A 20,353-nucleotide genomic window follows, 5' to 3' on the forward strand; every position below is an offset into this window, starting at 1 on the left:
TCCTACCGTCCGAACATGGCGAATACCGGCGTGCCAACGCGCTATCACCCGACCGGCACTGTAATTTGCCACTCAGTTGCTAATGCTCGGCGCGCGCGACACGACTACATCCGTGGCAGTCACGACACAGCACAGGAGCAAGCCATGACGACGGTACCGAGAACGAGCGGGCGACTGTTCCTCGCGATCGCCGGACGCTTGTTCTTCGCCACCCTGGCGACGCTGGCCACCGTGCTGTTCAGTTACCTGCTGCTGCACCCGAATTCGGCCCAGGGCTCGACGCCGCAGGCGCCGCTCCCGTCGGTGTCCACGGTCTCCCCGCACCCTTGACGAAGTGAGCCCGCCCACATAACTTGCAATATGTAAGTTATCGAGGAGTGCGGCATGAACGATCCACGGCAGTACGTGGTCATCGGCGGCGGATTGGCCGGGCTCGCGGCCGCGGTCTGGCTCGCCGAGGCGGGCAAGAAGGTCACCCTGCTGGAACGACGCGGCAGGCTCGGCGGCCGCACCCACGCGATGCGGGTCGAGGCCGCCGACGATCTGCCGGACAACGGACAGCACGTGATCGCCAGCGGTTACGAGCACCTGTTCCGGTACCTCACCAGCGTCGGCACCCGCCAGTACGTCGCCTTTCCGCACCAGGCCACGCTGCGCTGGCCGGACGGGCGCAGCGTCACCATGCGCACCAGGGGGTTCGGCGCGCTGCGCACGCTGTCCGGCGCCCACCCCGACGCCTCCCTGCTCGAGCGCGCCCGCGCCGCCGTCGCCACCGCGAGACTAGGCTGGCAGTGCCTGCACCAGCCCGCGGATCTGCCCGACCTGACCACCGAGCAATGGTTCACCCGGGTCGGCATGCCAGCCAAAGCCCGTGAGGCGCTGTGGGATTGGTTGGCGCTCGGCGTCGCCGCCGAACCGGTGCAGCAGGAATCGGCCAAGGTGCTCGCCGATGTGATGGCGACGGGCATCCGCCTCGGCATCAAGCACCGGCGGCCCGCCACCATCGGCTACCCGACCACCGATCTGGACACGCTCTACGTCACCGGCGCATTGAAAGTCTTTGCCCGACACGGAGTTCAGGTGCGACACCGCGCCGTCGCCCGACGGATCGACATCGCCGACGGCCGGGTGACCGGGGTGGCGCTGGCGGACGGCAGCACCGTGCCCGCCGACGCGGTGGTCTGCGCGGTACCCAACTCGAACATCAACGGACTGCTCGACGATCTACCCGAGCACGCCGAAATATACTCGGCCGCGGACAAATTGGGCTACACGCCGATTGTCAGCACTAACCTCTATCTGGATCGGCCGCTCGGGACGACGGCCGAATTCGAGGCGCTCATCGGCGGCACCGGCGTGATCGACGAGGTCTTCGACCGCCAGCGGATGACCGGCCGCAGCACCGAGCGCGCCTGGCTGTACTGCCTGACCACCAGCGGCGCCTACGAGCAGATCCACAAATCGAACGAGGAGATCGTCGCCGAACAGCTGGCACTGCTGCGCCGCTACTATCCGGCGGCACGCGAGGCGACGGTGCTGCAGGGTCACGTGGTGCGCATGCCGAAGGCGACGTTTTCCCAGGTGGTGGGCACACACGGACTGCGTCCGAAACAGCGGACCTCGGTGCCGACCCTGGTCCTGGCCGGTGACTGGACCGCCACCGACTGGTCGGCGACCATGGAGAGCGCGGTGCAGAGCGCGGCCACGGCGGTGGACCTACTGCTTGCGCTACCGTCGGTGCGGTGACCACGGATCGCGCCACGTCCGAGCTCGCCGCTCAATCCCCGCCCGCTGGATCCCGGGCCGCCACAGACCCGCCGAACGGTCCGGCAGCCCCGAAGCGCCGGATGTCGGCCGCCGACCGACGCGCCCAATTGCTGGATATCGCGCGCGACATCGTCGCCGAGGACGGCTTCGCGGCGGTCACCATCGATCGGGTGGCCCGCACGGCGCGGGTCGCGCGGGCGCTGGTGTATCAGCAGTTCACCGATCTGTCCGGGCTGATGACCGCGCTGCTCGACCGGGAATCGGCGATCGCGCTGGCCGGCATCGGCACGGTCGACTGGCCGGGCGAGATCGACATAGATCAGGTCGGCCGCGGCATCCTCGCGTATCTGCATGCGGCCCCGACCAGTTGGCGGATCATCCTCAGTCCACCGGACGGCGGCCCGCCCGATCTGCGCGCCCGGCTCGAACTCGGCCGCTCCTACGCCAGGGCGATCGGCGCGCGGCACCTGTCCCGATATACCGGTGTCACCGTGGATCCGGACGGCCCGACCGAACGAATCCTGTTGGCGGCCATGGAGGAACTGGCCCGGTTGCACCTCACCGATCCGGCGGCCTATCCGGAGGAAATGGTGCTGCGCTATCTGCGCTCGCTGGTCGGCTGGGCGGTCCGGCAGGAGGCGCCGCACTGATCGCCCGCGCGGTCCATCACGAAATTCTCACGGACAGCTTGGTTTTCTGATGCCGGGCGCGGATCACGCGCCAGGGAGAAAGGAAAACCAATGAAGATCAGTACCTTGCTCGCCGCCGTCGCGCTGTCGGCGGGCCTCGTCGCCGGGGGGTCGGCGGTGGCCAACGCGGAGACCATCTACGTCGGCACCTACGGCACCGAGGCGGCCTGCCGCGCCGACGGCGCCGACGCCCCCGCACACCCCGACTGGAAGTGGTGGGAGTGCCAGCAGACCCCGACCGGTGAGTGGGACCTGTACTACTCCACCAACTGAGCCGGCCGACGGGCGCACGAGGTCTGAAATGCCCTATTCTCAGACCTCGTGCGTGTGCTGGTGGTGGAGGACGACGAGGGTCTCGGCATCGAAGTCGCCGCCGGATTGCGCGCGGCGGGCTTCGCGGTGGATCTGGCCGGGCGGCTCGCCGACGCCGATCTGAAGATCTCCGTCAACACCTACGACGTCCTCGTCGTCGATCGCGGCCTGCCCGACGGCGACGGCCTGCGGCTCGTCGCCCACCACCGCGCGGCAGGCCTGCGGGTGCCGGTATTGATGCTCACCGCACGCGACGGGCTCGCCGACCGCATCGCCGGTTTCGACCACGGCGCCGACGACTATCTGGTCAAACCGTTCGCGCTGCCCGAACTCGCCGCCAGGGTGCGGGCACTGAGCCGCCGCCGCGAACACCCGGCGCCCGCGCGCATCGTGCTCGGTGACATCGATATCGACCTGCCGCGACGCCGGGTGCAGCGCGCGGGCATCCTGCGCTCGCTGACGCCGAAGGAGTTCGCGGTACTCGAACTGCTCGCCACCCGCGCGGGCACCGTGGTGTCGCGCAGCGAGCTCATCGAGTGCTGCTGGGACGAGATGGCCGAGCCCGTCTCCAATGTGGTCGACGCCGTCATCGCCCAGCTGCGCCGCAAACTCGGGCCGCCGCAGGTGATCGAGACCGTACGGGGCACCGGCTTCATGATCGGAAGTGCAGCATTCGCACGTTGAGTCCCGGCCCGAGCCGCGGCGGCATCCGTTCGGCCGGTTTCACCGGCGCGCGGCCCGCGGTGGCCCGGCTGCGCCGCACCCGGTGGCTGCTGACCGCGCTCATCACCGGAATCACCGCGACGTGCCTGATCATCCTCAGCGTCGTCGCGGCGACCATCGACGCGCGCTCGCGGCACAACGCGATCGACAACAGTCTCGACCGGGTGGTGACCGGCCTGTGGCGCAGCATCGACTTCGACCTCGACGCGCAGGAAATCGATCTCGAACAGGTGAAACGGGACGACCTCGCCAATGGGGAGACCGCGGTGCTGATCGTGCGCACCGACGAGAACGGGCACTGGCGCGAGATCTACGGGCACCTGCGTTCCTGGTTGCCCGCGTCGGTGGGCGCCGAGGCGCTCGCCGACGACGCCGTCCGCGCCTCGGGCACCGTCTTCCAGGACGACCGCGACAGCGCGGGGCGGCCGGTGCGATTGGCCGCGACGCCGGTGTCCTGGGAGGACACCACGACCCAGGCGGTAGTCATCGCGGGTACGAATCCCGGTCTGCGCGACCGTGATCGGGCCCTGCTGCTGTGGGGTTTGGTGGTCGGCGGCCTGACCCTGGTCGCTCTGTCCGCCCTTGCCGCCCATGCGCTTTCGGGTCGCAGCATGCGGCAGGCGATGGTGCTGATCGAGGAACAGGAACGGTTTCTCGGCGACGCCGCACACGAGTTGCGTACGCCGCTCACCACTTTGGGGCTGGTCACCGCGCCGCGGCGGCGCAATCCACACGAGGTGGAACGCGCGCTGGCCGACGCGGGAGCGCTCGGCGCCCGGATGGAACGGATCGTCACGGGGCTGCTCGCGCGGGCCAGGATGCAGGCCGGGGTGACGACGATGGAGCGCGTGCAGTTGCTGCTCGATCAACTCACCGAGTCGGTCGTCGAGGAATTCAAGGCGACCATCATCGTGCAGAGCAATCCCACCGTCGTGGTCGGCGACCCGAACCTGCTGAGCCTCGCGGTGCGCAATCTGCTCGAGAACGCGATCACGCACGGCGCGATCAATCCCGGCGCCCCGATCGAGGTGCACGTCGCCGACGGCCGGGTCAGCGTGCGCGATCACGGCGCCGGCCTGCACCCGCAGCTGTCGAGCAATCCGTTCGAGCGAGGTGTCACCGGCGGCCGGGGCAGCGGTATCGGCCTCGCGCTGGTCGCCTGGATCGCCGAATTGCACGGCGGCACAGCCACGATGGAGCCCGCGCCGGGCGGCGGCACTCTCGCGACCATCGCGCTACCGCCGCCGACGCTGGGCCTGGACTGAACCGTTACGAATTCGGTTGCCGCGCAGCCTTGGTCGCCGAGCCGTCGGCCGGTACCGGCTCGAGGATCTCCGGCCGCGGTTCGGGCGCCGCGATGCGCAACGCGTCTGCCGAGGCATCGTCGGGTTGGGTCTGCGAGCGGATCTCCGCCTCGACCCGCGCCCGATAGGTCGTTACCTCACGGTCGATTTCGGCGTCGTCCCAGCCGAGGACCGGAGCGACCAGCTGCGCCACCTGCTCGGCGCAGTCGGCGCCGCGATGGGAGTACTCGATGGAGATGCGGGTGCGCCTGGCCAGGATGTCGTCCAGGTGCAGCGCGCCCTCGGCCGCGGCCGCGTAGACGGCCTCCACCTGCAGATACGACGGCGCATCCGGAATCGGTTGCAGCAGTTCCGGTTTGCCCTCCGCCATGGCCATCACCTCATCGATCAGCGAGCCGTAGCGGTCGAGCAGATGCTTGATCCGGTACGGGTGCACGCCGTAGGCCTCGGCCAACTGCACCGTCTGATTGACCAGCGCGAAGTAGCCGTCTGCGCCGAGCAGCGGCACCTTCTCGGTGATCGACGGCGAAACCCGGGCCGGAATATCCTGTGCCGCCTCGTCGACCGCGTCGTAGGCCATCACCCGGTAGGTGGTGTACTTGCCGCCCGCGATGCCGACCAGCCCGGGCGCGACCCGGGCCACGGCATGCTCGCGCGACAGCTTGGAGGTCTCGTCGCTCTCCCCCGCCAGCAGCGGCCGCAGCCCCGCGTAGACCCCGTCGATGTCGTCGTGGGTGAGCGGGGTGACCAGCACCTCGTTGACCCGGTCGAGCAGATAGTCGATATCGGCCTTGGTGGCGGCCGGATGCGCGAGGTCGAGATTCCAGTCGGTGTCGGTGGTGCCGACGATCCAGTGGGTGCCCCACGGAATGATGAACAGCACCGAGGTCGGCGTGCGCAGGATGATCGCGGCATCGCTGACGATCCGGTCCCGCGGCACCACGATGTGCACGCCCTTCGACGCGCGCACATGGAACCGGCCCCGCTGATGCGCCAGTGCCTGCACCTCGTCGGTCCACACGCCGGTCGCGTTGATCACCACGTGCGCGCGCACCTCCGCGGTGCGGCCGTCCTCGCTGTCGCGCACCCGCACGCCGACCACTCGGTCCGCCTCCCGCAGGAAGCCGACCACCTGGGTGGAGGTGCGGATCACCGCGCCGTAGTGCGCGGCGGTCCGTGCCACCGTCATGGTGTGCCGGGCATCGTCGACGACGGTGTCGTAGTAGCTGACGCCGCCGATCAGCGCGCTGCGCTTGAGTCCGGGCGAGAGCCGCAACGCCCCCATCCGGGTCAGATGCCGTTGACCGGGAACGGATTTGGCGCCGCCCATGGTGTCGTAGAGCACCAGACCGGCCGCGACGTACGGGCGTTCCCAGGCCCGATGGGTGAGCGGGTAGAGGAACCGCAGCGGTTTCACCAGATGCGGCGCCAGCGTGGACAGCGCCAGCTCGCGCTCGCGCAACGCCTCGCGCACCAGGCCGAACTCCAACTGCTCCAGATAGCGCAGGCCGCCGTGGAACATCTTCGACGACCGGCTCGACGTGCCGGAGGCGAGGTCACGGGCCTCGACCAGCGCGACCTGCAGGCCGCGGGTGGCCGCGTCCAGGGCGATGCCCGCGCCGACCACGCCGCCACCGATGACGACCACGTCGAAATGGTCCTTACCGAACCGTTCCCAGGCCGTCCTGCGCTGCTCCGGACCGAGGAACTGGGATTCCGGCTTCTTGGTCATGCTCGACTCCTCCAGCCGCGCCGGTTGCCGACGACGTTGTGGTCTTCTTCGGGCATAGCTCGAGCTGCTCTGCTAACAGGCTAGGCGACCGGCCCGCGATCTCGTCGACCGCGACGTCCGCCCGTGTCGTCGAACGCTACCCGGCGGTAACTACTACCAACCTACTCGAGGCGCGCGCCCCCGGCGATGTGAAACCGGCGGCAACCCGCGCGCACGACAATCGGCCTCAGCGCGTTGCACGTTTAGTAACCTGCACGAATGCGTCGCTATGTGGCCGCCATCGACCAGGGCACGACCTCGAGTCGGTGCATCGTCTTCGATCGGCAAGGGCGCGTCGTCGGCGTCGCCCAGCGCGAACACGAGCAGATCTTCCCGCGCCGGGGCTGGGTCGAGCACGACGCCGAATCCATTTGGCAGAACACCGAAACAGTGCTCCGCGAGGTGCTCGACGAGCACGATCTGAGCGCAGGCGACATCGCCGCCGTCGGGGTCACCAATCAGCGCGAGACCACCGTGGTCTGGGAGCGGGCCACCGGCAAGCCGATCCACCACGCCATCGTGTGGCAGGACACCCGCACCGACCGGCTCACCACCGAACTCGGCGGCGATATCGGGCCGACCCGGTACCAGGAACGCACCGGGCTGCCGCTGTCCACCTACTTCGCCGGGCCGAAGCTGCGCTGGCTCCTGGACCACGTGGACGGCGCCCGCGACCGGGCCGAGGCCGGCGAGCTCTGCTTCGGCACCATCGACAGCTGGGTGCTGTGGAACCTCACTGGCGAGCACATCACGGACGTGACCAACGCCTCGCGCACCATGCTGATGGACCTGCGCACCCGGCAATGGGATGCACAGATCTGCGCCGAGTTCGGCGTGCCGGAGGCGATGCTGCCGCAGATCCGCAGTTCCTCCGAGGTGTACGCGGAGATCAATTCCGGTCCGCTGCAGGGGGTGCCGGTCGCGGGCATCCTCGGCGACCAGCAGGCCGCCACCTTCGGCCAGGCCTGCCTTACGCCCGGCGAAGCCAAGAACACCTACGGCACCGGCAATTTCATGCTGCTCAACACCGGCACCACGCCGGTGGTGAGCAAGCACGGCCTGCTCACCACCGTCTGCTACCAACTCGGTGACGCGGACGCGGTGTACGCGCTGGAGGGCTCGATCGCGGTGACCGGCTCACTGGTGCAGTGGTTCCGGGACAACCTGGGCATCATCTCCGCCGCCGAGGAGATCGAACCGCTGGCGCGCAGCGTCGAGGACAACGGCGGCGCCTACATCGTGCCCGCTTTCTCCGGGCTGTTCGCGCCGCGCTGGCGACCGGACGCACGCGGGGTGATCGCCGGGCTCACCCGGTTCGTGAACAAGGCCCATCTGGCCCGAGCGGTGCTGGAGTCCACCGCTTTCCAGACCCGCGAGGTGGTCGACGCCATGCGCGCCGACGCCGAATCCGAGCAACTCGGCCTGGAACTCACCACCCTGAAGGTGGACGGCGGCATGGTCGGCAACGATCTGCTGATGCAGTTCCAGTCCGACATCCTCGACGTGCCCGTGGTGCGTCCGGTGGTCAACGAGACCACCGCGCTCGGCGCCGCCTACGCCGCGGGCCTGGCGGTCGATTTCTGGGCGAGTACCGAGGACATCGAAGAGAACTGGGCCGCCGACAAGACCTGGGAGCCCACGATGTCCGACGCGGACCGCGAAGAGCATCTGCGGGCCTGGAACAAGGCCGTCGAGCGCACCTACGGCTGGGCCGACTGAGCAAGCCGAGCGGTGATCTGCGCCACTCGACGGAACCGCCGAGGTGCGCCCGCCGTCGAACCCAACGTACCGATCATCTCTCGAAAGGCATGAAAAGCCATGAGCCGCACCCTATCTGCGCTTGCCATCGGCGCTCTGACCGTCGGCGCGGTCGCCCTCGTCGCGCCGTCTGCGCAAGCCGCCCAGCAGGGCGAGCCGTGCCCGATCGCGGGACAGACCCTGCGGGAGCAGAATCTCGTCTGCGCCTGGGGCGGCAACGGGAACGTGTGGCTGCCCATCGGCGGCAAGCAGCCGGGCATCAACAAGCGCTGACGCGTCCGCGCGCCGACGAAACCGTCAGGTGGGCAGGCTATTCCGCGGCGAGGGCGAGGCGGCGCACCGCCTCGGCGAGGGTGTCCGCGTCGGAGGTGGTGAAGCACATGCGCAGCGAGTTCCGGTAGCCGCCGTCCACCGCGAAGGCCGCGCCCGGCACGTAGGCGACACCCGCGTCCAGCGCGCGCGGCAGCAGCTCGCGGGTGTCGGTGCCGTCGGTGAAATCGGCCCAGACGAACATCCCGCCGGTCGCGTCGGTGCAGCGCACCCGGTCGCCGAAGCGGGTGCGCACCGCGTGCACCAGCGACTTGGCGCGTTCGCCGTAGGCCGTACGCACGTGATCGATGTGCGCGGCCAACCAGTCCCGGTCGGCGAGCAGATCGGCCGCGATCTGCTGGGTCAGGGCCGAACCACACAGGTCCGCACCCTGTTTCAGCAATTCCACCGCGCGGCACACCTCGTTCGGCGCGACCAGCCAGCCGGCCCGCAGCGACGGCGCGAGGATCTTCGACGAACTCGACAGCCGAATCACGTTGCGGGAGTAGGTGGCCACCGGAGCGGGTGCGGGCTCGTCGAACCACAGCTCGCCGTACGGGTCATCCTCGATCACCCAGAAACCGTGCGCGTCAGCGAGTTCGGCGAGTTCGGCGCGGCGGGCGGGGCTCATCGTGACCCCGCCCGGGTTGTGGAAATTGCTCACCGTGTGCACCACCGCGGGACGCTCGCCCCGAGCGAGCAGATCGGCGAGCACGTCGGTGCGCATTCCCTCGGCATCGAGCGGCACGGCGACGATGCGCGCGCCCGCGGCCCGGAAGACCTGCAGCGCACCGACATACGCCGGATCCTCGACGATCACCAGCGCGCCCGGATCGAGCAGCACCTCGGCGAGCAACGACAGCGCCTGCTGCGAACCGTGCGTCACGAAGACCTCGTCGACCGGCACCGCCCGGCCGAGGCGCGCCGATTCTCGTTCCGCGAGCACCGCACGCAGCGGCGCCCAGCCCGGCGACTCGGTGTACTGCAGGCAGGCCGCGTTGCGCAGCGCGGCGTCCGCGGCCTCGGCGATCCGCTCGCGCGGCATCAGCGCGGCGTCGGGCAGGCCGCCGGCGAGCCCGATGATCTCGGCACGAGCCGTGAGCTTGAGCAGGTCACGAATCGCCGAGCTCTGCAATCCTGCGAGCTTGGCCGCGAGCGCGGGACGGGTCGGCGACATGAGAAACCTCCGAACGAACGCCAGATGTGCGAAAGTCTACTTTCGCACGGCGCCGACCAATATATGAAACGAATTTCTCATATTCTGAGAAACGTTCACACCTCGCGCGGCTTGATCGAGTAGACGAGCACCTTTCCGTCCCGCACCGCCGTGGTGATGGTCTGGTGGTAGATGGTCTCGGTGCCGTCCGGTTTGCGCTGGGTCAGGTCCACGTCGAAGGTGTCGCTCGCCACCTCGGTGATCCGCAGGCAGTGCTTGGTCCCGACCGGCACCTCGGCATTGATGCCACCCTGGATGATCTCCGCCGACGAGACGTTCTCCGCGTCGGGCGCGACGAAGGCCCTGGCCTGTGCCCCGCTGCGCTGGACGTAGAAGGCGTACTGGAAACCGAGGATCGCACCGGGCCCGCTCGCGGTGTCACCGTTGCCGTTACCCACCGTCACCTTGCCGTCCTTGCCGGTCGGACAGGTCAATCCGGCAGCGGTGGTCGAGCCGGGCGGCACGGGGCCGTCGTCGCCGCCGTTCCTGGACACCACGATCACGGTCACCGTCAGGCCGATCAGGATGACGACCGCCAACAGGCCGGCCAGCACGTTGCGGCCCTTGTGCGAGCTGGTCCGGCGCGGGGGCGGAGCTGCCGCCGGCGTGCTCGGCGCCAGCCGCTGGGCGATCGGATCGTCCGCCCAGGACAGTCCGGGCGAGGTCAGCGGCGGCGGCTTCGGCACGCTGCCGGTATCGGTGGGGCGGGTCCACCACGAGTCCTTGTCGGCGTCGGCGGCCGGGCTCGCGGGCTGTGCCCGGTCCGGCTGCGGCGCGGGCGGGCTCGGCCGTGGACCGGGCGCCGGGGGCGTCGTCGTGGCGTCGGGCGCGCGATACTGCGGTGCGGGCGGAGTCGTCGGCTCCCACTCGTCGGCGGGCCGCCACACCAATTCGGGATGATCGGCGGTCTGCTCCGGCACCGGCCAACGTGGCCCGGTATCGCCCATCGGCGGACCGAACTCGGCAACGGGCGGCCCGAATTCCGAAACAGGCGGGCCGAATTCGCCCACCGGCGGGCCGAAATCCGACGCGGACCGGTCGTCGGTTTCGTCCTTCCTCGGATCACCGTCGGAGGTCACACCCCATCCTTTCCCCAGGACACACGTGTGGGGCGGTCGTGAACGACCGCCCCACCCGTCGAAAAATCAGATCGTGTCAGTACTGGAGTGAACCACCCCATTGGGTGGTGACACCACCCACATCGACAGTCTGCGGTGCCAAATCGCCCGGCTGGAGTGGAAGTTTAACCTGCGCAGCGGCTTCGAGTGCGGCGGCGCCGCCCGGCTGCTCCCGGATCCAGTTCTCCACCGCCGCCTTGGCCAGGTTGGCCTGGGTGGTGTCGAACACCGAGATGGTCTTGTTGTCGGACAGGCCCTCGCCACCGGTGTAGGTGGTCACCTTGACCGTGTTGGCGTCGACGTACTCGACCGAGACGCCGGCCTCGCCCGCGCCGGTCGGCGTGCGGTAGCCGACGGTGCCGACGTAGCCGTGCTCGTTGTTGAAGTGGTGCGTGTTCGCCACGTAACCGGGCAGCACGGCGCCACCGTCGATGTTCGCACCGATCTCCTGGTGCGGACCGGTCATCTCGACCACCGGCGCGGGCGGCGCGGCCTGCAGCTGCGGCGCCTGCCAGCGCGGCTGCTGCTGCGGCTGCACCAGCGTCTCGGGCTGCTGGGCCTGCGCGTTCTCGCCCGTGCCCGGCTGCGCCTGAGTACCCGGCGCGTTGGTGCCCGGCTGGGCCTGCTTCGGCTCGCCCGACTGCTCGCCGGGCTGCTGCTCACCGGCCGGCGCGTCCGGCGCGACCGCGGGCTGGTCCTTCTGGCCCGGCACCGGCAGCGGCGCGATACGCGGGGTGGTGACACCCGGCTGCGTCGGCTGGGCCAGCTTCGGATCCTTAGGCGGATTCGGCATGACCTGGTTCGGGTCCGGGGTGGTGACGCCCGGCTGGCTCGGACTCGGCGCCGGCGGCACGGTCGGCTTGTTCGGGTCCGTCGGCTTGTTCGGATCCGGCTTGGTGGTGTCGGGGCTCGGCGGAGCCTCGTTCACCCCGGGCTGCGCCGGTGCCGGAGCCGGCGGCGCGGTGGTGGGTGGCACGGTCGGATCCCCTGGAGCTGCCCCCGCCGGCGCCGCGAACAGAGTGGCCACGGCAGCCGCGGTAGCCAGTGGCAACGAGGTGCTAGCCATCGCTCGCTGCGCCCGACTCGGCTTACGATGTTTCACTTTTCGCATTCCCTTTCCCGGGTGTGACCAGGTTCGGCCACACACAGTTGTCTCTGTCGAGACGCCCGGTCGCCGAACGACGCGATGGTCGTTCGCCGTTTCGACTGGGAAAAGATCCATCCCCCCGAACACCGAACCACGCGACCGCCCGCCGATCGCATCTCTGCGGGAAGTGAACCATATGTAGGCCTGATGAGCAATGTGAATGGAGACCTAAAGTCCGCACGAACCGCGCTGGAACGCAACCCCATTCGAACAAGGTTCGATCCGGTCCTCAATCCAGGTCGTCGTGCCGCATCAGCTGGCGGGCCGCCTCGGTGACCGACCCGGTCAGCGAGGGGTACACCGAGAAGGTCTGCGCCAGGTCGTTGACGGTCAGATTGTTCTGCACCGCGAGCGCGATCGGCAGGATGAGCTCCGAGGCGATCGGCGCCACCACCACGCCGCCGATGACCACACCGGTGGCCGGGCGGCAGAAGATCTTCACGAAGCCGCGGCGCAGGCCCGACATCTTGGCGCGCGGGTTGGTGTTGAGCGGCAGCATCACCGTGCGCGCCGGGGTCTCGCCGTTGTCGATCGCGGTCTGGCTCACGCCGACGGTCGCGATCTCCGGGCGGGTGAACACCGCGGAGGCCACGGTCTTCAACCGGATCGGGCTGACGCCCTCACCGAGCGCGTGGTACATCGCGATCCGGCCCTGCATCGCGGCCACCGAGGCCAGCGGCAGCAGGCCGGTGCAGTCGCCCGCGGCGTAGATGCCCGGCACCGAGGTCCGCGAGACCCGGTCCACCCGCAGGTAGCCGCCGCGGTCGAGTTCGATGCCGACCCGGTCCAGGCCGAGGCCCTCGGTGTTCGGCGTGGAGCCGACGGTCATGAGCGCGTGCGAACCGGACACCGTACGCCCGTCGGACAGCTTGACCACCACGCCCTGCGCGGTGCGCTCCACCGCATCGGCCCTGGCGTGCTTGACCAGCTCCACACCGCGTTCGGCGAGCGCGTCCTCGAGCACCAGCGCGGCGTCGGCGTCCTCACCCGGCAGCACGCGGTCCCGGCTGGACACCAGCCGCACCCGGACGCCCATTTCGGTGTACGCCGAGACGAATTCGGCGCCGGTGACACCCGAACCCACCACCACCAGCGTCTCCGGCAGCTCCTCCAGGTCGTAGAGCTGGCGCCAGTTCAGGATGCGTTCGCCGTCCGGCTCGGCGCCCGGCAACACGCGCGGGCTCGCGCCAGTGGCGATCAACACAACTTCGGCCTCGATGGTCGCCTCGGTGCCGTCGGCCAGCTTGGCGAGCACCTGGTGCGCGGCGAGACCGGTGGCGGGGCCGACCAGCTCGGCGCGACCGGCGAGCACCGTCACGCCGACGGTCTGCAACTTCGACCGGATATCGGAGGACTGGGCGAGCGCGAGCGCCTTGACGCGACCGTTCACCTCCGACAGCTGCACGGTCGCCTGGTTCGGGTCGAGGGTGATGCCCAGATCCCGGGCCCGGCGCAGGTCGGTGCGCACGCCGGTGGACGCGATGAAGGTCTTCGAGGGAACGCAGTCCCAGAGCACACATGCCCCGCCGATGCCGTCGCTATCGATCAGCGTCACCGACGCACCGTGCTGGGCCGCCACCAGCGCCGCCTCGTAGCCGGCCGGTCCGCCACCGATGATCGCAATGCGGGTCATGGATACCTCCGCTTCAGGGTTGCGCACCGGGATCTCCGGTACCTGTCAACGTTATCGGGCGAGACAGGTCACATCATGTTTGCCCGCCCGGCCTGCCGCGTACGTCGCCGTCTCCCAGGTCGCCGCGCCGGGGCGCGCCACAGGAATACCGCATCTGGCCGGGATAGAGTCGATCCCAGGATCTTATTGGCTACCCTTTGCTGGTGCCGATCTACGCCGCCTACGGGTCCAACATGGACTCAACCCAGATGCTCGAGCGCTGCCCGCACTCGCCTATGTCCGGAACGGGCTGGCTGGAAGGCTGGCGGCTCACCTTCGCCGGTGACGACATCGGCTGGGAAGGACCCTTGGCGACGGTGGTCGAGGAGCCGGGCTCCCGCGTCTTCGTCGTCCTCTATGACGTGTCACCCGAAGACGAGCAGCGGCTGGACCGCTGGGAGGGCTCGGACTTCGGCATCCACAAGAAGATCCGGCTGCGCGTGACCCGCAGCGAGAGCGGCGCCGACCCGACGCTGGCGTGGCTGTACGTGCTCGACGCGTACGAGGGTGGGCTGCCGTCCGCGCGCTACATCGGCGTCATCGCCGACGCGGCCGAAAAGGCCGGTGCGCCAGAGGATTACGTGCACTCGCTGCGGACCCGGAACAGCCGCAACGTGGGCCCCGGCAACTTCGGCTGACAGACGAGAACGACGTGGCGGGCCCGCAGGCCTGCCACGTCGTCCGAATCGAAGATCAGCGCAGGTCGGGATCCGTGTTGAGCACGATGTTGCTCATCACCCGCACGCCCACCGCGAGCGCCCGCTCGTCCAGGTCGAAGGTCGGCTGATGCAGATCGAGCTGCTCGCCGTGCCCGGACCAGACACCGAGGCGCGCCATCGCGCCCGGCACCTCCTCCAGGTACCACGAAAAGTCTTCGCCGCCACCGGATTGCATGGTGTCGGCCAGCGCGTCCGGGCCGATCATCCGGATCGCGTCCTCGAACATCCGGGTGGATTCCTCGTCGTTCACCACCGGCGGCACGCCGCGCCGGTAGTTCAGCTGGTAGCGCACGCCGGTCGGCGCGAGCAGCCCGTCGACGATCTCGCGGACCATCGGCTCCAGCAGCGACCAGGTGGCGTGATCGCCGGTGCGGACGGTGCCGGTGAGCATGCCGGTCTGCGGAATCGCGTTGGGCGCCTTGCCCGCGCTCACCGCACCCCACACCATGACGGTGCTGGTGCGCGGATCGATGCGCCGGCTGAGCAAACCGGGCAGGCCGGTGATCACGGTGCCGATGGCGTAGACCAGATCGCTGGTCAGGTGCGGGCGCGAGGTGTGCCCGCCCGGCGAGTCGAGCACCAACTCGATGGTGTCGGCGGCCGAGGTGATCGCGCCGACCCGGATGCCGATCCGGCCCACCTCGAGGCGTGGATCGCAGTGCAGCGCGAAGATCCGCTCCACGCCCTCCATCGCGCCGGTGGCGACCACGTCGATCGCGCCGCCCGGCATCACCTCCTCGGCGGGCTGGAACACCAGGCGCACGCCGACCGGCAGTTCCGGCACCTCCGACAGCGCGAGCGCGGTGCCGAGCAGGATCGTGGTGTGCGCGTCGTGGCCGCACGCGTGCGAGACGCCGGGCACGGTGGAGGCGAAGCTGAGACCGGTGAACTCCTGCAGCGGCAGCGCGTCCATATCGGCGCGCAGGCCGATGCGCGGGCCTTCCGGGCCGATGTCACAGATGATTCCGGTGCCACCGGGTAACAGCTGCGGGGTGAGTCCCGCCTTGGTCAGCCACGACGAGATGAACTCGGTCGTGGCGAACTCGGTCCGGGAAAGTTCCGGGTGGGCGTGGATGTGCCGACGCCACTGCACGAGATCGACCGCGTGCTCGGCCAGCCATCCTTCGACGGCCGCCCGCCCGGTTACCGTGGTGTCCGGCATCGCGATGCTCTCGGGGCCCATCGTGACCAGGCACGCCCCCGCCTCTGAACCTCGCGCCGCCGAACGGCCGGTATTGCTCACCGAATATCCTCCTGTCGTTGAACGAGCCGTTGCAACAACCTGTCCCTGTGTTCTTCATCGCCCGCGGCGGTGATCGCGGTACGCGCGAGTGCGAGCGAACCGTCGAGCACCGCTCGATCTGCCGAGGCGTTGACACTCGCCGCGGCGAAACCTGGCTGGTGGGTCACCGCGCCACCGGCATCAATGCCGATAACTGGGTGGATGCCCGGAATGACGTTGGTGACGTTGCCCATGTCCGTGCTTCCGAGCGGCCGCTGTGCCTCGAGCTCGGGTGCGATCGGCACTCGCCCCAATCCGGTTATCTGTTCGCGGTAGGCAAACAGTAACTCCGGATCGGGTGTCAGCTCGGTATATGTCGGCGCGACAGTCCGGATTTCCTGGTGGCAGCCGGTCGCGAGGGCGCCCGCCTCGAAACACGCCGACGCTCGTCGCATCAGATTGTCGAGTGACGCCGAGTCGACTGCACGTAGGTAATACAGCAGTTCCGCACGTCCGGGCACGATGTTGGGGGCTACCCCACCGTCGCCGACTATACCGTGAAGTTGCTGGCCAGGCTGGAGATGCTGCCTCAGCAATCCGAGGGCAACCTGGGTGACGGTGACCGCGTCGCCCGCGTTCAGACCCAGGTGCGGAGCGGCGCTCGCATGCGCCTCACGACCGTGGAACACCACCGACAGGTCGGCCATCGCGAGCGAATGCGCGCCCGCGATATCCAGCGGCCCGGGATGCACCATCATCGCCATCGCCACATCGTCGAAGACGCCGCGCTCCAGCATCAGCACCTTGCCGCCGCCGCTCTCCTCGGCGGGTGTGCCGAGCACCAGCACGGTCAGCCCGAGCGCGTCGGCGACCTCCGCGAGACCGAGCGCGGCGCCGACCGACGCGGCGGCGATGATGTTGTGCCCGCAGGCATGTCCCATGCCCGGCAGCGCGTCGTACTCCGCGCACAGCGCGACCGTGAGCGGACCGCTACCGAAGCTCGCGCGGAACGCGGTCGGCAGCTCGGCCACGCCGGTCCGGATCTCGAAGCCGCGCTCGGCGAGCGGCGCGATGGTCTTGGCCATGCTGCGCGTCTCTTCGAACGCCAGCTCCGGTTCGGCGTGGATCGAGTGCGAGAGATCGATCAGCAGATCGCCCGCGGTCTTGATGGCGGCGTCCGACAGCTGCACGGCCTCGGCACGCGCGCTGCGGTAGTCGCTGCGTGATTCCTGGTGCCCGCTGCGCGGTGGTGGCATGGCACACAGTCTTGCACTGCACCGCAAACCGAGCGTGGCTCAGATCGCGGCTACTACTCGGGCAACCTCGCCCGAACTGCGGATTCGGCTGTTCGCGGGAGCGGTCAGCCCGCGGCGAAGGCGAGGTTGTCCGGGGTGGTCGGCACCGCGAGACCGGCGAGCGCCTTGGCGTGCAGCGCGCTCTTGATCACCGGCAGGTTGGGCTTGCGGTTGCTCGCCAGGGCGGCGGCGCGCGCGACGGCGGTCGCCAGCAACGACTCGGCATCGGCCTTGCCGTCGACGATGCCCGCGGCGATCGCCTCGTCGGCCGGGTAGCGATGGCCGGTGGTCATCGCCTGCACGCAGACCTGATTCGCCAGCCGCTCGGTGAGCAGCGCGTTCATGCCGACCGTGAACGGCATGCCCAGGTGCACCTCGGGCAGGCAGTAGAAGCCGCGGTCGGCGCGCATCACCCGGAAGTCGTGCGAGGTGGCCAGCATCGCGCCCGCGCCGAACGCGTGACCGTTGATCGCCGCCACCGTCGGCATCGGAAATTGCAGCAAGCGGGTGTACAGCGTGTGCACGCGGTCCAGGTAGGCGTGCGTCTTGTCCAGGTTGCCGAACAGCCAGTCCGTGTCGAGCCCGTTGCTGTAGAACTTGCCGGTCGCCACGGTCACCAGCGCGGCCGGGCCCTCGGAGCCCTCCACCTTGTCCAGCACCCGGTGGAACTCATCGATCCAGTCCGGGTGGAAGCGGTTCTCGCTGTCGGTCTGTCCCTCGTTCCCGAGGTACACGACGAACACTTCCCCTTCACGTTCCAGATACGGCATGCGAGGAGCGTATCCGGCGCACACCGAACTTCCTACTCATGGGTAGCAACATCACAGTTGCCGAGTTGGGCACCCCGAAGCCACTGCACCACCCCACCCAACCGCGCAGTCCGCAACACGCAACCCGCGGCACAACGCCGCCACTCCCCCACCGAAAGTCCCCACCACGGAGCGAGTCTTACGAGCGACCCGTTCGCGGCCGTCGCGACACCAGGGGCCGCGAACAACGCCGCGCCCGCGCGGCCGACAACACGACTATCGTGTGATTCCATGCTTGCCGAACAGGCCGCCGAGGCGATCGCCGAACGTACTGGAGTGCCGCGTCATCGCGTTGCGGTGGTGCTCGGATCGGGTTGGCAGGAGGCGGCGGCCGAGATCGGTTCACCGGTCGCCTCGGTTCCGATGTCGGAGTTGCCCGGCTTCGGTATGCCGAGCGCGCAGGGGCACGGCGGCATGGTGCATTCGGTCGGCGTCGGTGACACGCCGGTGCTGCTGTTGATGGGTCGTCAGCACCTCTATGAGGGCTACCAGCCAGGTGATGTGGTGCATCCGGTCAGTGCCGCGATCGCGGCGGGAGCCGAGATCGTGCTGCTCACCAACGCCGCGGGCGGTATCCGCGAGGGGCTGCGGGTCGGCGAGCCGGTGTTGATCAACGATCACTTGAACCTGACCGGGCGGACCCCGCTGACGGGTGCCACCTTCGTCGATCTGGTCGACGCCTGGGATCCCGAATTGCGTGCCCTGGCAAAGGAAATCGATTCGAGCCTGACCGAGGGCGTGTACGCGGGCCTGACCGGCCCGCAGTACGAGACGCCCGCGGAGATCCGGATGTTGCGCACCATGGGCGCCGATCTGGTCGGCATGTCGACGGTGCTCGAAGTGATCGCGTGCCGGGCGCTGGGCGCGCGGGTGCTGGGTATCTCGCTGGTCACCAACCTGGCCGCCGGTGTCACCGGCGGACATCTGTCGCACGCCGAGGTGCTCGCCGAAGGGCACGCCGCCGCACCGCGTTTGGGCAAACTGCTGCGCGGCGTGCTGGAACGGGTCTAGATGCTGCGCTTCGGCACCGCCGGCCTGCGGGGTCCGCTGCAGGACGGCCCTGACGGCATGAACGTGCACACGGTGTCCAGGGCCAGCGCGGGCCTGGTCGAATGGTTGCGCGGCCGCTGCCTCGGCGGTGGCACGGTGATCGTCGGCCGCGACGCCAGGCACGGGTCCGCCGAGTTCGCCACGGCTACCGCGGAAATCTTCGCCGCAGCGGGCTTTCCGGTGACCTTGCTGCCGCGCCCGCTGCCCACCCCGGTGGTCGCCTACGCGGTGCGCGAACTCGGCGCGGTGGCCGGGGTGCAGATCACCGCCTCGCACAATCCCGCCACCGACAACGGCTACAAGGTCTATCTCGACGGCGGCTCCCAGTTGCTCGCCCCGGCCGACACCGAGATCGAACGCTGTATCGACGCGGTCACCGAGCCGATCGCACGCACGCCGGTCGTACCGTCGGACGACGACGTAGTGCGGCGCTACCTGGCCCGAGTGGCGTCGTTGCCGGCCCTGATCGGCGGTCCCGGCGCGCGCGCACCGATCCGGATCGCGCTCACCACGCTGCACGGCGTCGGCGGCGAGCTGGTGCGGCAGGCGATGACCGCGGCGGGTTTCACCGATGTGCACGTGGTCGAGGAACAGTTCGCACCGGATCCCGACTTCCCGACCGTCGCGTTCCCGAACCCGGAGGAGCCGGGCGCCACCGATCTCCTGCTCGCCCTGGCCGCGCGGGTCGACGCCGACGTGGCGATCGCGCTGGATCCCGATGCCGACCGCTGCGCCGTGGGAATTCCGTTGCCGGACAACACCTGGCGCATGCTGCGCGGCGACGAAACCGGCGTGCTGCTCGGCGACTGTGTGCTGCGCACCGCCCCGCCGGACGCGCTGGTGGCGACGACGATCGTGTCCTCCCGGCTGCTCTCCAGGATCGCCGCTGCGCGCGGTGCGCGGTATGCCGAGACGCTCACCGGGTTCAAATGGCTGGCCCGGGCGGGCGACGGCCTGGTCTACGCGTACGAGGAGGCGATCGGCCACTGCGTCGATCCGGCGACGGTCCGGGACAAGGACGGCATCTCGGCCGCCGTGCTGGCCGTGGACCTCGTGGCGCGGCTGAAGGCGGCGGATCGCACGCTGCGCGACGAATTGGACGACTACGCCGTCCAATTCGGCCTGTACAGCACCGACCAGGTGTCGCTGCGCCTCGCTTCACCCGCGGCCGCGGCCGACGTGGTCGCCCGACTGCGGGCGAACCCGCCGGACGAGATCGCGGGCGAGCCGGTGAAGTACACCGATCTGCTCCAGGTGCGCGGGCGGATGCGCACCGACGCGTTGATCTTCGAGGGCGCGGGCACGCGTCTGGTGGTCCGGCCGTCCGGCACCGAGCCGAAACTCAAGTGCTATCTGGAGGTGCTGACCCCGGTCGGCGACCGGTCCGAGTTGGCCACCGCCAGGACAACTGCGGGACAACACCTTTCCGTCCTGCGCGAATACTGCCGACAGCTCTGATCGCCCAGGCATCA

At 69.4% G+C, this 20,353-nt stretch carries 19 protein-coding genes; 11 read left to right on the forward strand and 8 right to left on the reverse strand.

Translation table 11 applies throughout. The annotated features are described in order from the left end of the window. The first annotated feature begins 144 nt into the window (after positions 1-144). The 6 genes from NBRGI_RS20040 to NBRGI_RS20065 all read left to right on the forward strand — a co-directional run bounded on the left by NBRGI_RS20040 (position 145) and on the right by NBRGI_RS20065 (position 4,756). Complete coding sequence (locus tag NBRGI_RS20040; protein WP_029898543.1) at positions 145-330, forward strand: hypothetical protein; 186 nt, start codon at positions 145-147, stop codon at positions 328-330. A gap of 54 nt (positions 331-384) precedes the next feature. Beyond that, positions 385-1,746, forward strand: coding sequence for a hydroxysqualene dehydroxylase HpnE (gene hpnE / locus NBRGI_RS20045; protein ID WP_029898545.1), 1,362 nt, complete (start codon positions 385-387; stop codon positions 1,744-1,746). Between the two features lie 101 nt (positions 1,747-1,847). After that, complete coding sequence (locus tag NBRGI_RS20050; protein ID WP_029898547.1) at positions 1,848-2,417, forward strand: TetR/AcrR family transcriptional regulator; 570 nt, start codon at positions 1,848-1,850, stop codon at positions 2,415-2,417. Between the two features lie 90 nt (positions 2,418-2,507). Beyond that, positions 2,508-2,729 carry a hypothetical protein gene (locus NBRGI_RS20055; RefSeq protein WP_029898549.1) on the forward strand — a complete coding sequence of 74 codons (222 nt, stop codon included), beginning with the start codon at positions 2,508-2,510 and terminating at the stop codon, positions 2,727-2,729. 48 nt (positions 2,730-2,777) lie between these two features. Continuing rightward, positions 2,778-3,452: a winged helix-turn-helix domain-containing protein gene (locus tag NBRGI_RS20060; RefSeq protein WP_029898550.1), complete on the forward strand. Its 675-nt coding sequence runs from the start codon at positions 2,778-2,780 to the stop codon at positions 3,450-3,452. Beyond that, positions 3,449-4,756, forward strand: coding sequence for a sensor histidine kinase (locus NBRGI_RS20065; protein ID WP_051727901.1), 1,308 nt, complete (start codon positions 3,449-3,451; stop codon positions 4,754-4,756). The genes NBRGI_RS20060 and NBRGI_RS20065 overlap by 4 nt, the downstream gene beginning before the upstream one ends. Positions 4,757-4,760: 4 nt before the next feature. On the opposite strand, the gene glpD is transcribed toward NBRGI_RS20065, so the two are convergent. Beyond that, entirely contained in the window at positions 4,761-6,527 is a 1,767-nt protein-coding gene (gene glpD, locus NBRGI_RS20070) for a glycerol-3-phosphate dehydrogenase (protein ID WP_029898555.1), read from the reverse strand. Between the two features lie 258 nt (positions 6,528-6,785). Between glpD and glpK the strand changes: the two genes are divergently transcribed. Together glpK and NBRGI_RS20080 are read left to right on the forward strand one after the other, a co-directional pair. Next, a complete protein-coding gene (gene glpK / locus NBRGI_RS20075; RefSeq protein ID WP_029898557.1) occupies positions 6,786-8,285 on the forward strand; it encodes a glycerol kinase GlpK in 1,500 nt (499 codons plus the stop codon). Between the two features lie 99 nt (positions 8,286-8,384). Continuing rightward, entirely contained in the window at positions 8,385-8,597 is a 213-nt protein-coding gene (locus NBRGI_RS20080) for a hypothetical protein (protein ID WP_029898560.1), read from the forward strand. A gap of 37 nt (positions 8,598-8,634) precedes the next feature. Here the strand turns inward: NBRGI_RS20080 and NBRGI_RS20085 are convergent, their stop codons facing one another. From NBRGI_RS20085 to NBRGI_RS20100, 4 genes are all read right to left on the reverse strand, one after another. After that, positions 8,635-9,810: an aminotransferase-like domain-containing protein gene (locus tag NBRGI_RS20085; protein WP_029898562.1), complete on the reverse strand. Its 1,176-nt coding sequence runs from the start codon at positions 9,808-9,810 to the stop codon at positions 8,635-8,637. A gap of 95 nt (positions 9,811-9,905) precedes the next feature. After that, complete coding sequence (locus NBRGI_RS20090) at positions 9,906-10,928, reverse strand: hypothetical protein (protein ID WP_029898564.1); 1,023 nt, start codon at positions 10,926-10,928, stop codon at positions 9,906-9,908. Positions 10,929-11,004: 76 nt separating this feature from the next. Then, entirely contained in the window at positions 11,005-11,943 is a 939-nt protein-coding gene (locus NBRGI_RS20095; RefSeq protein ID WP_235211027.1) for a hypothetical protein, read from the reverse strand. 400 nt (positions 11,944-12,343) lie between these two features. Continuing rightward, on the reverse strand, positions 12,344-13,747 hold the full coding sequence (locus tag NBRGI_RS20100; protein ID WP_014981916.1) for an NAD(P)H-quinone dehydrogenase: 1,404 nt from the start codon (positions 13,745-13,747) through the stop codon (positions 12,344-12,346). A gap of 203 nt (positions 13,748-13,950) precedes the next feature. On the opposite strand from NBRGI_RS20100, the gene NBRGI_RS20105 reads away from it, so the two are divergent. Then, positions 13,951-14,424 carry a gamma-glutamylcyclotransferase gene (locus tag NBRGI_RS20105; protein WP_014981915.1) on the forward strand — a complete coding sequence of 158 codons (474 nt, stop codon included), beginning with the start codon at positions 13,951-13,953 and terminating at the stop codon, positions 14,422-14,424. 55 nt (positions 14,425-14,479) lie between these two features. On the opposite strand, the gene NBRGI_RS20110 is transcribed toward NBRGI_RS20105, so the two are convergent. The 3 genes from NBRGI_RS20110 to NBRGI_RS20120 all read right to left on the reverse strand — a co-directional run bounded on the left by NBRGI_RS20110 (position 14,480) and on the right by NBRGI_RS20120 (position 17,792). Then, positions 14,480-15,667 carry a M20 family metallopeptidase gene (locus NBRGI_RS20110; RefSeq protein ID WP_029898569.1) on the reverse strand — a complete coding sequence of 396 codons (1,188 nt, stop codon included), beginning with the start codon at positions 15,665-15,667 and terminating at the stop codon, positions 14,480-14,482. Positions 15,668-15,744: 77 nt separating this feature from the next. Next, a complete protein-coding gene (locus tag NBRGI_RS20115; protein WP_228832789.1) occupies positions 15,745-16,983 on the reverse strand; it encodes a M20 family metallopeptidase in 1,239 nt (412 codons plus the stop codon). Positions 16,984-17,087: 104 nt separating this feature from the next. Continuing rightward, positions 17,088-17,792, reverse strand: coding sequence for an enoyl-CoA hydratase-related protein (locus NBRGI_RS20120; protein WP_029898573.1), 705 nt, complete (start codon positions 17,790-17,792; stop codon positions 17,088-17,090). A 270-nt stretch (positions 17,793-18,062) separates the two neighbouring features. Between NBRGI_RS20120 and NBRGI_RS20125 the strand changes: the two genes are divergently transcribed. Beyond that, positions 18,063-18,842 carry a purine-nucleoside phosphorylase gene (locus tag NBRGI_RS20125; protein ID WP_029898575.1) on the forward strand — a complete coding sequence of 260 codons (780 nt, stop codon included), beginning with the start codon at positions 18,063-18,065 and terminating at the stop codon, positions 18,840-18,842. Further along, the gene (locus NBRGI_RS20130) at positions 18,843-20,339 is read left to right on the forward strand and encodes a phospho-sugar mutase (RefSeq protein WP_029898577.1); all 1,497 of its coding nucleotides are present in this window, start codon (positions 18,843-18,845) and stop codon (positions 20,337-20,339) included. Positions 20,340-20,353 lie beyond the last annotated feature (14 nt).

This window comes from Nocardia brasiliensis IFM 10847, from assembly GCF_000710915.1.
Classification (GTDB): domain Bacteria; phylum Actinomycetota; class Actinomycetes; order Mycobacteriales; family Mycobacteriaceae; genus Nocardia; species Nocardia brasiliensis_A.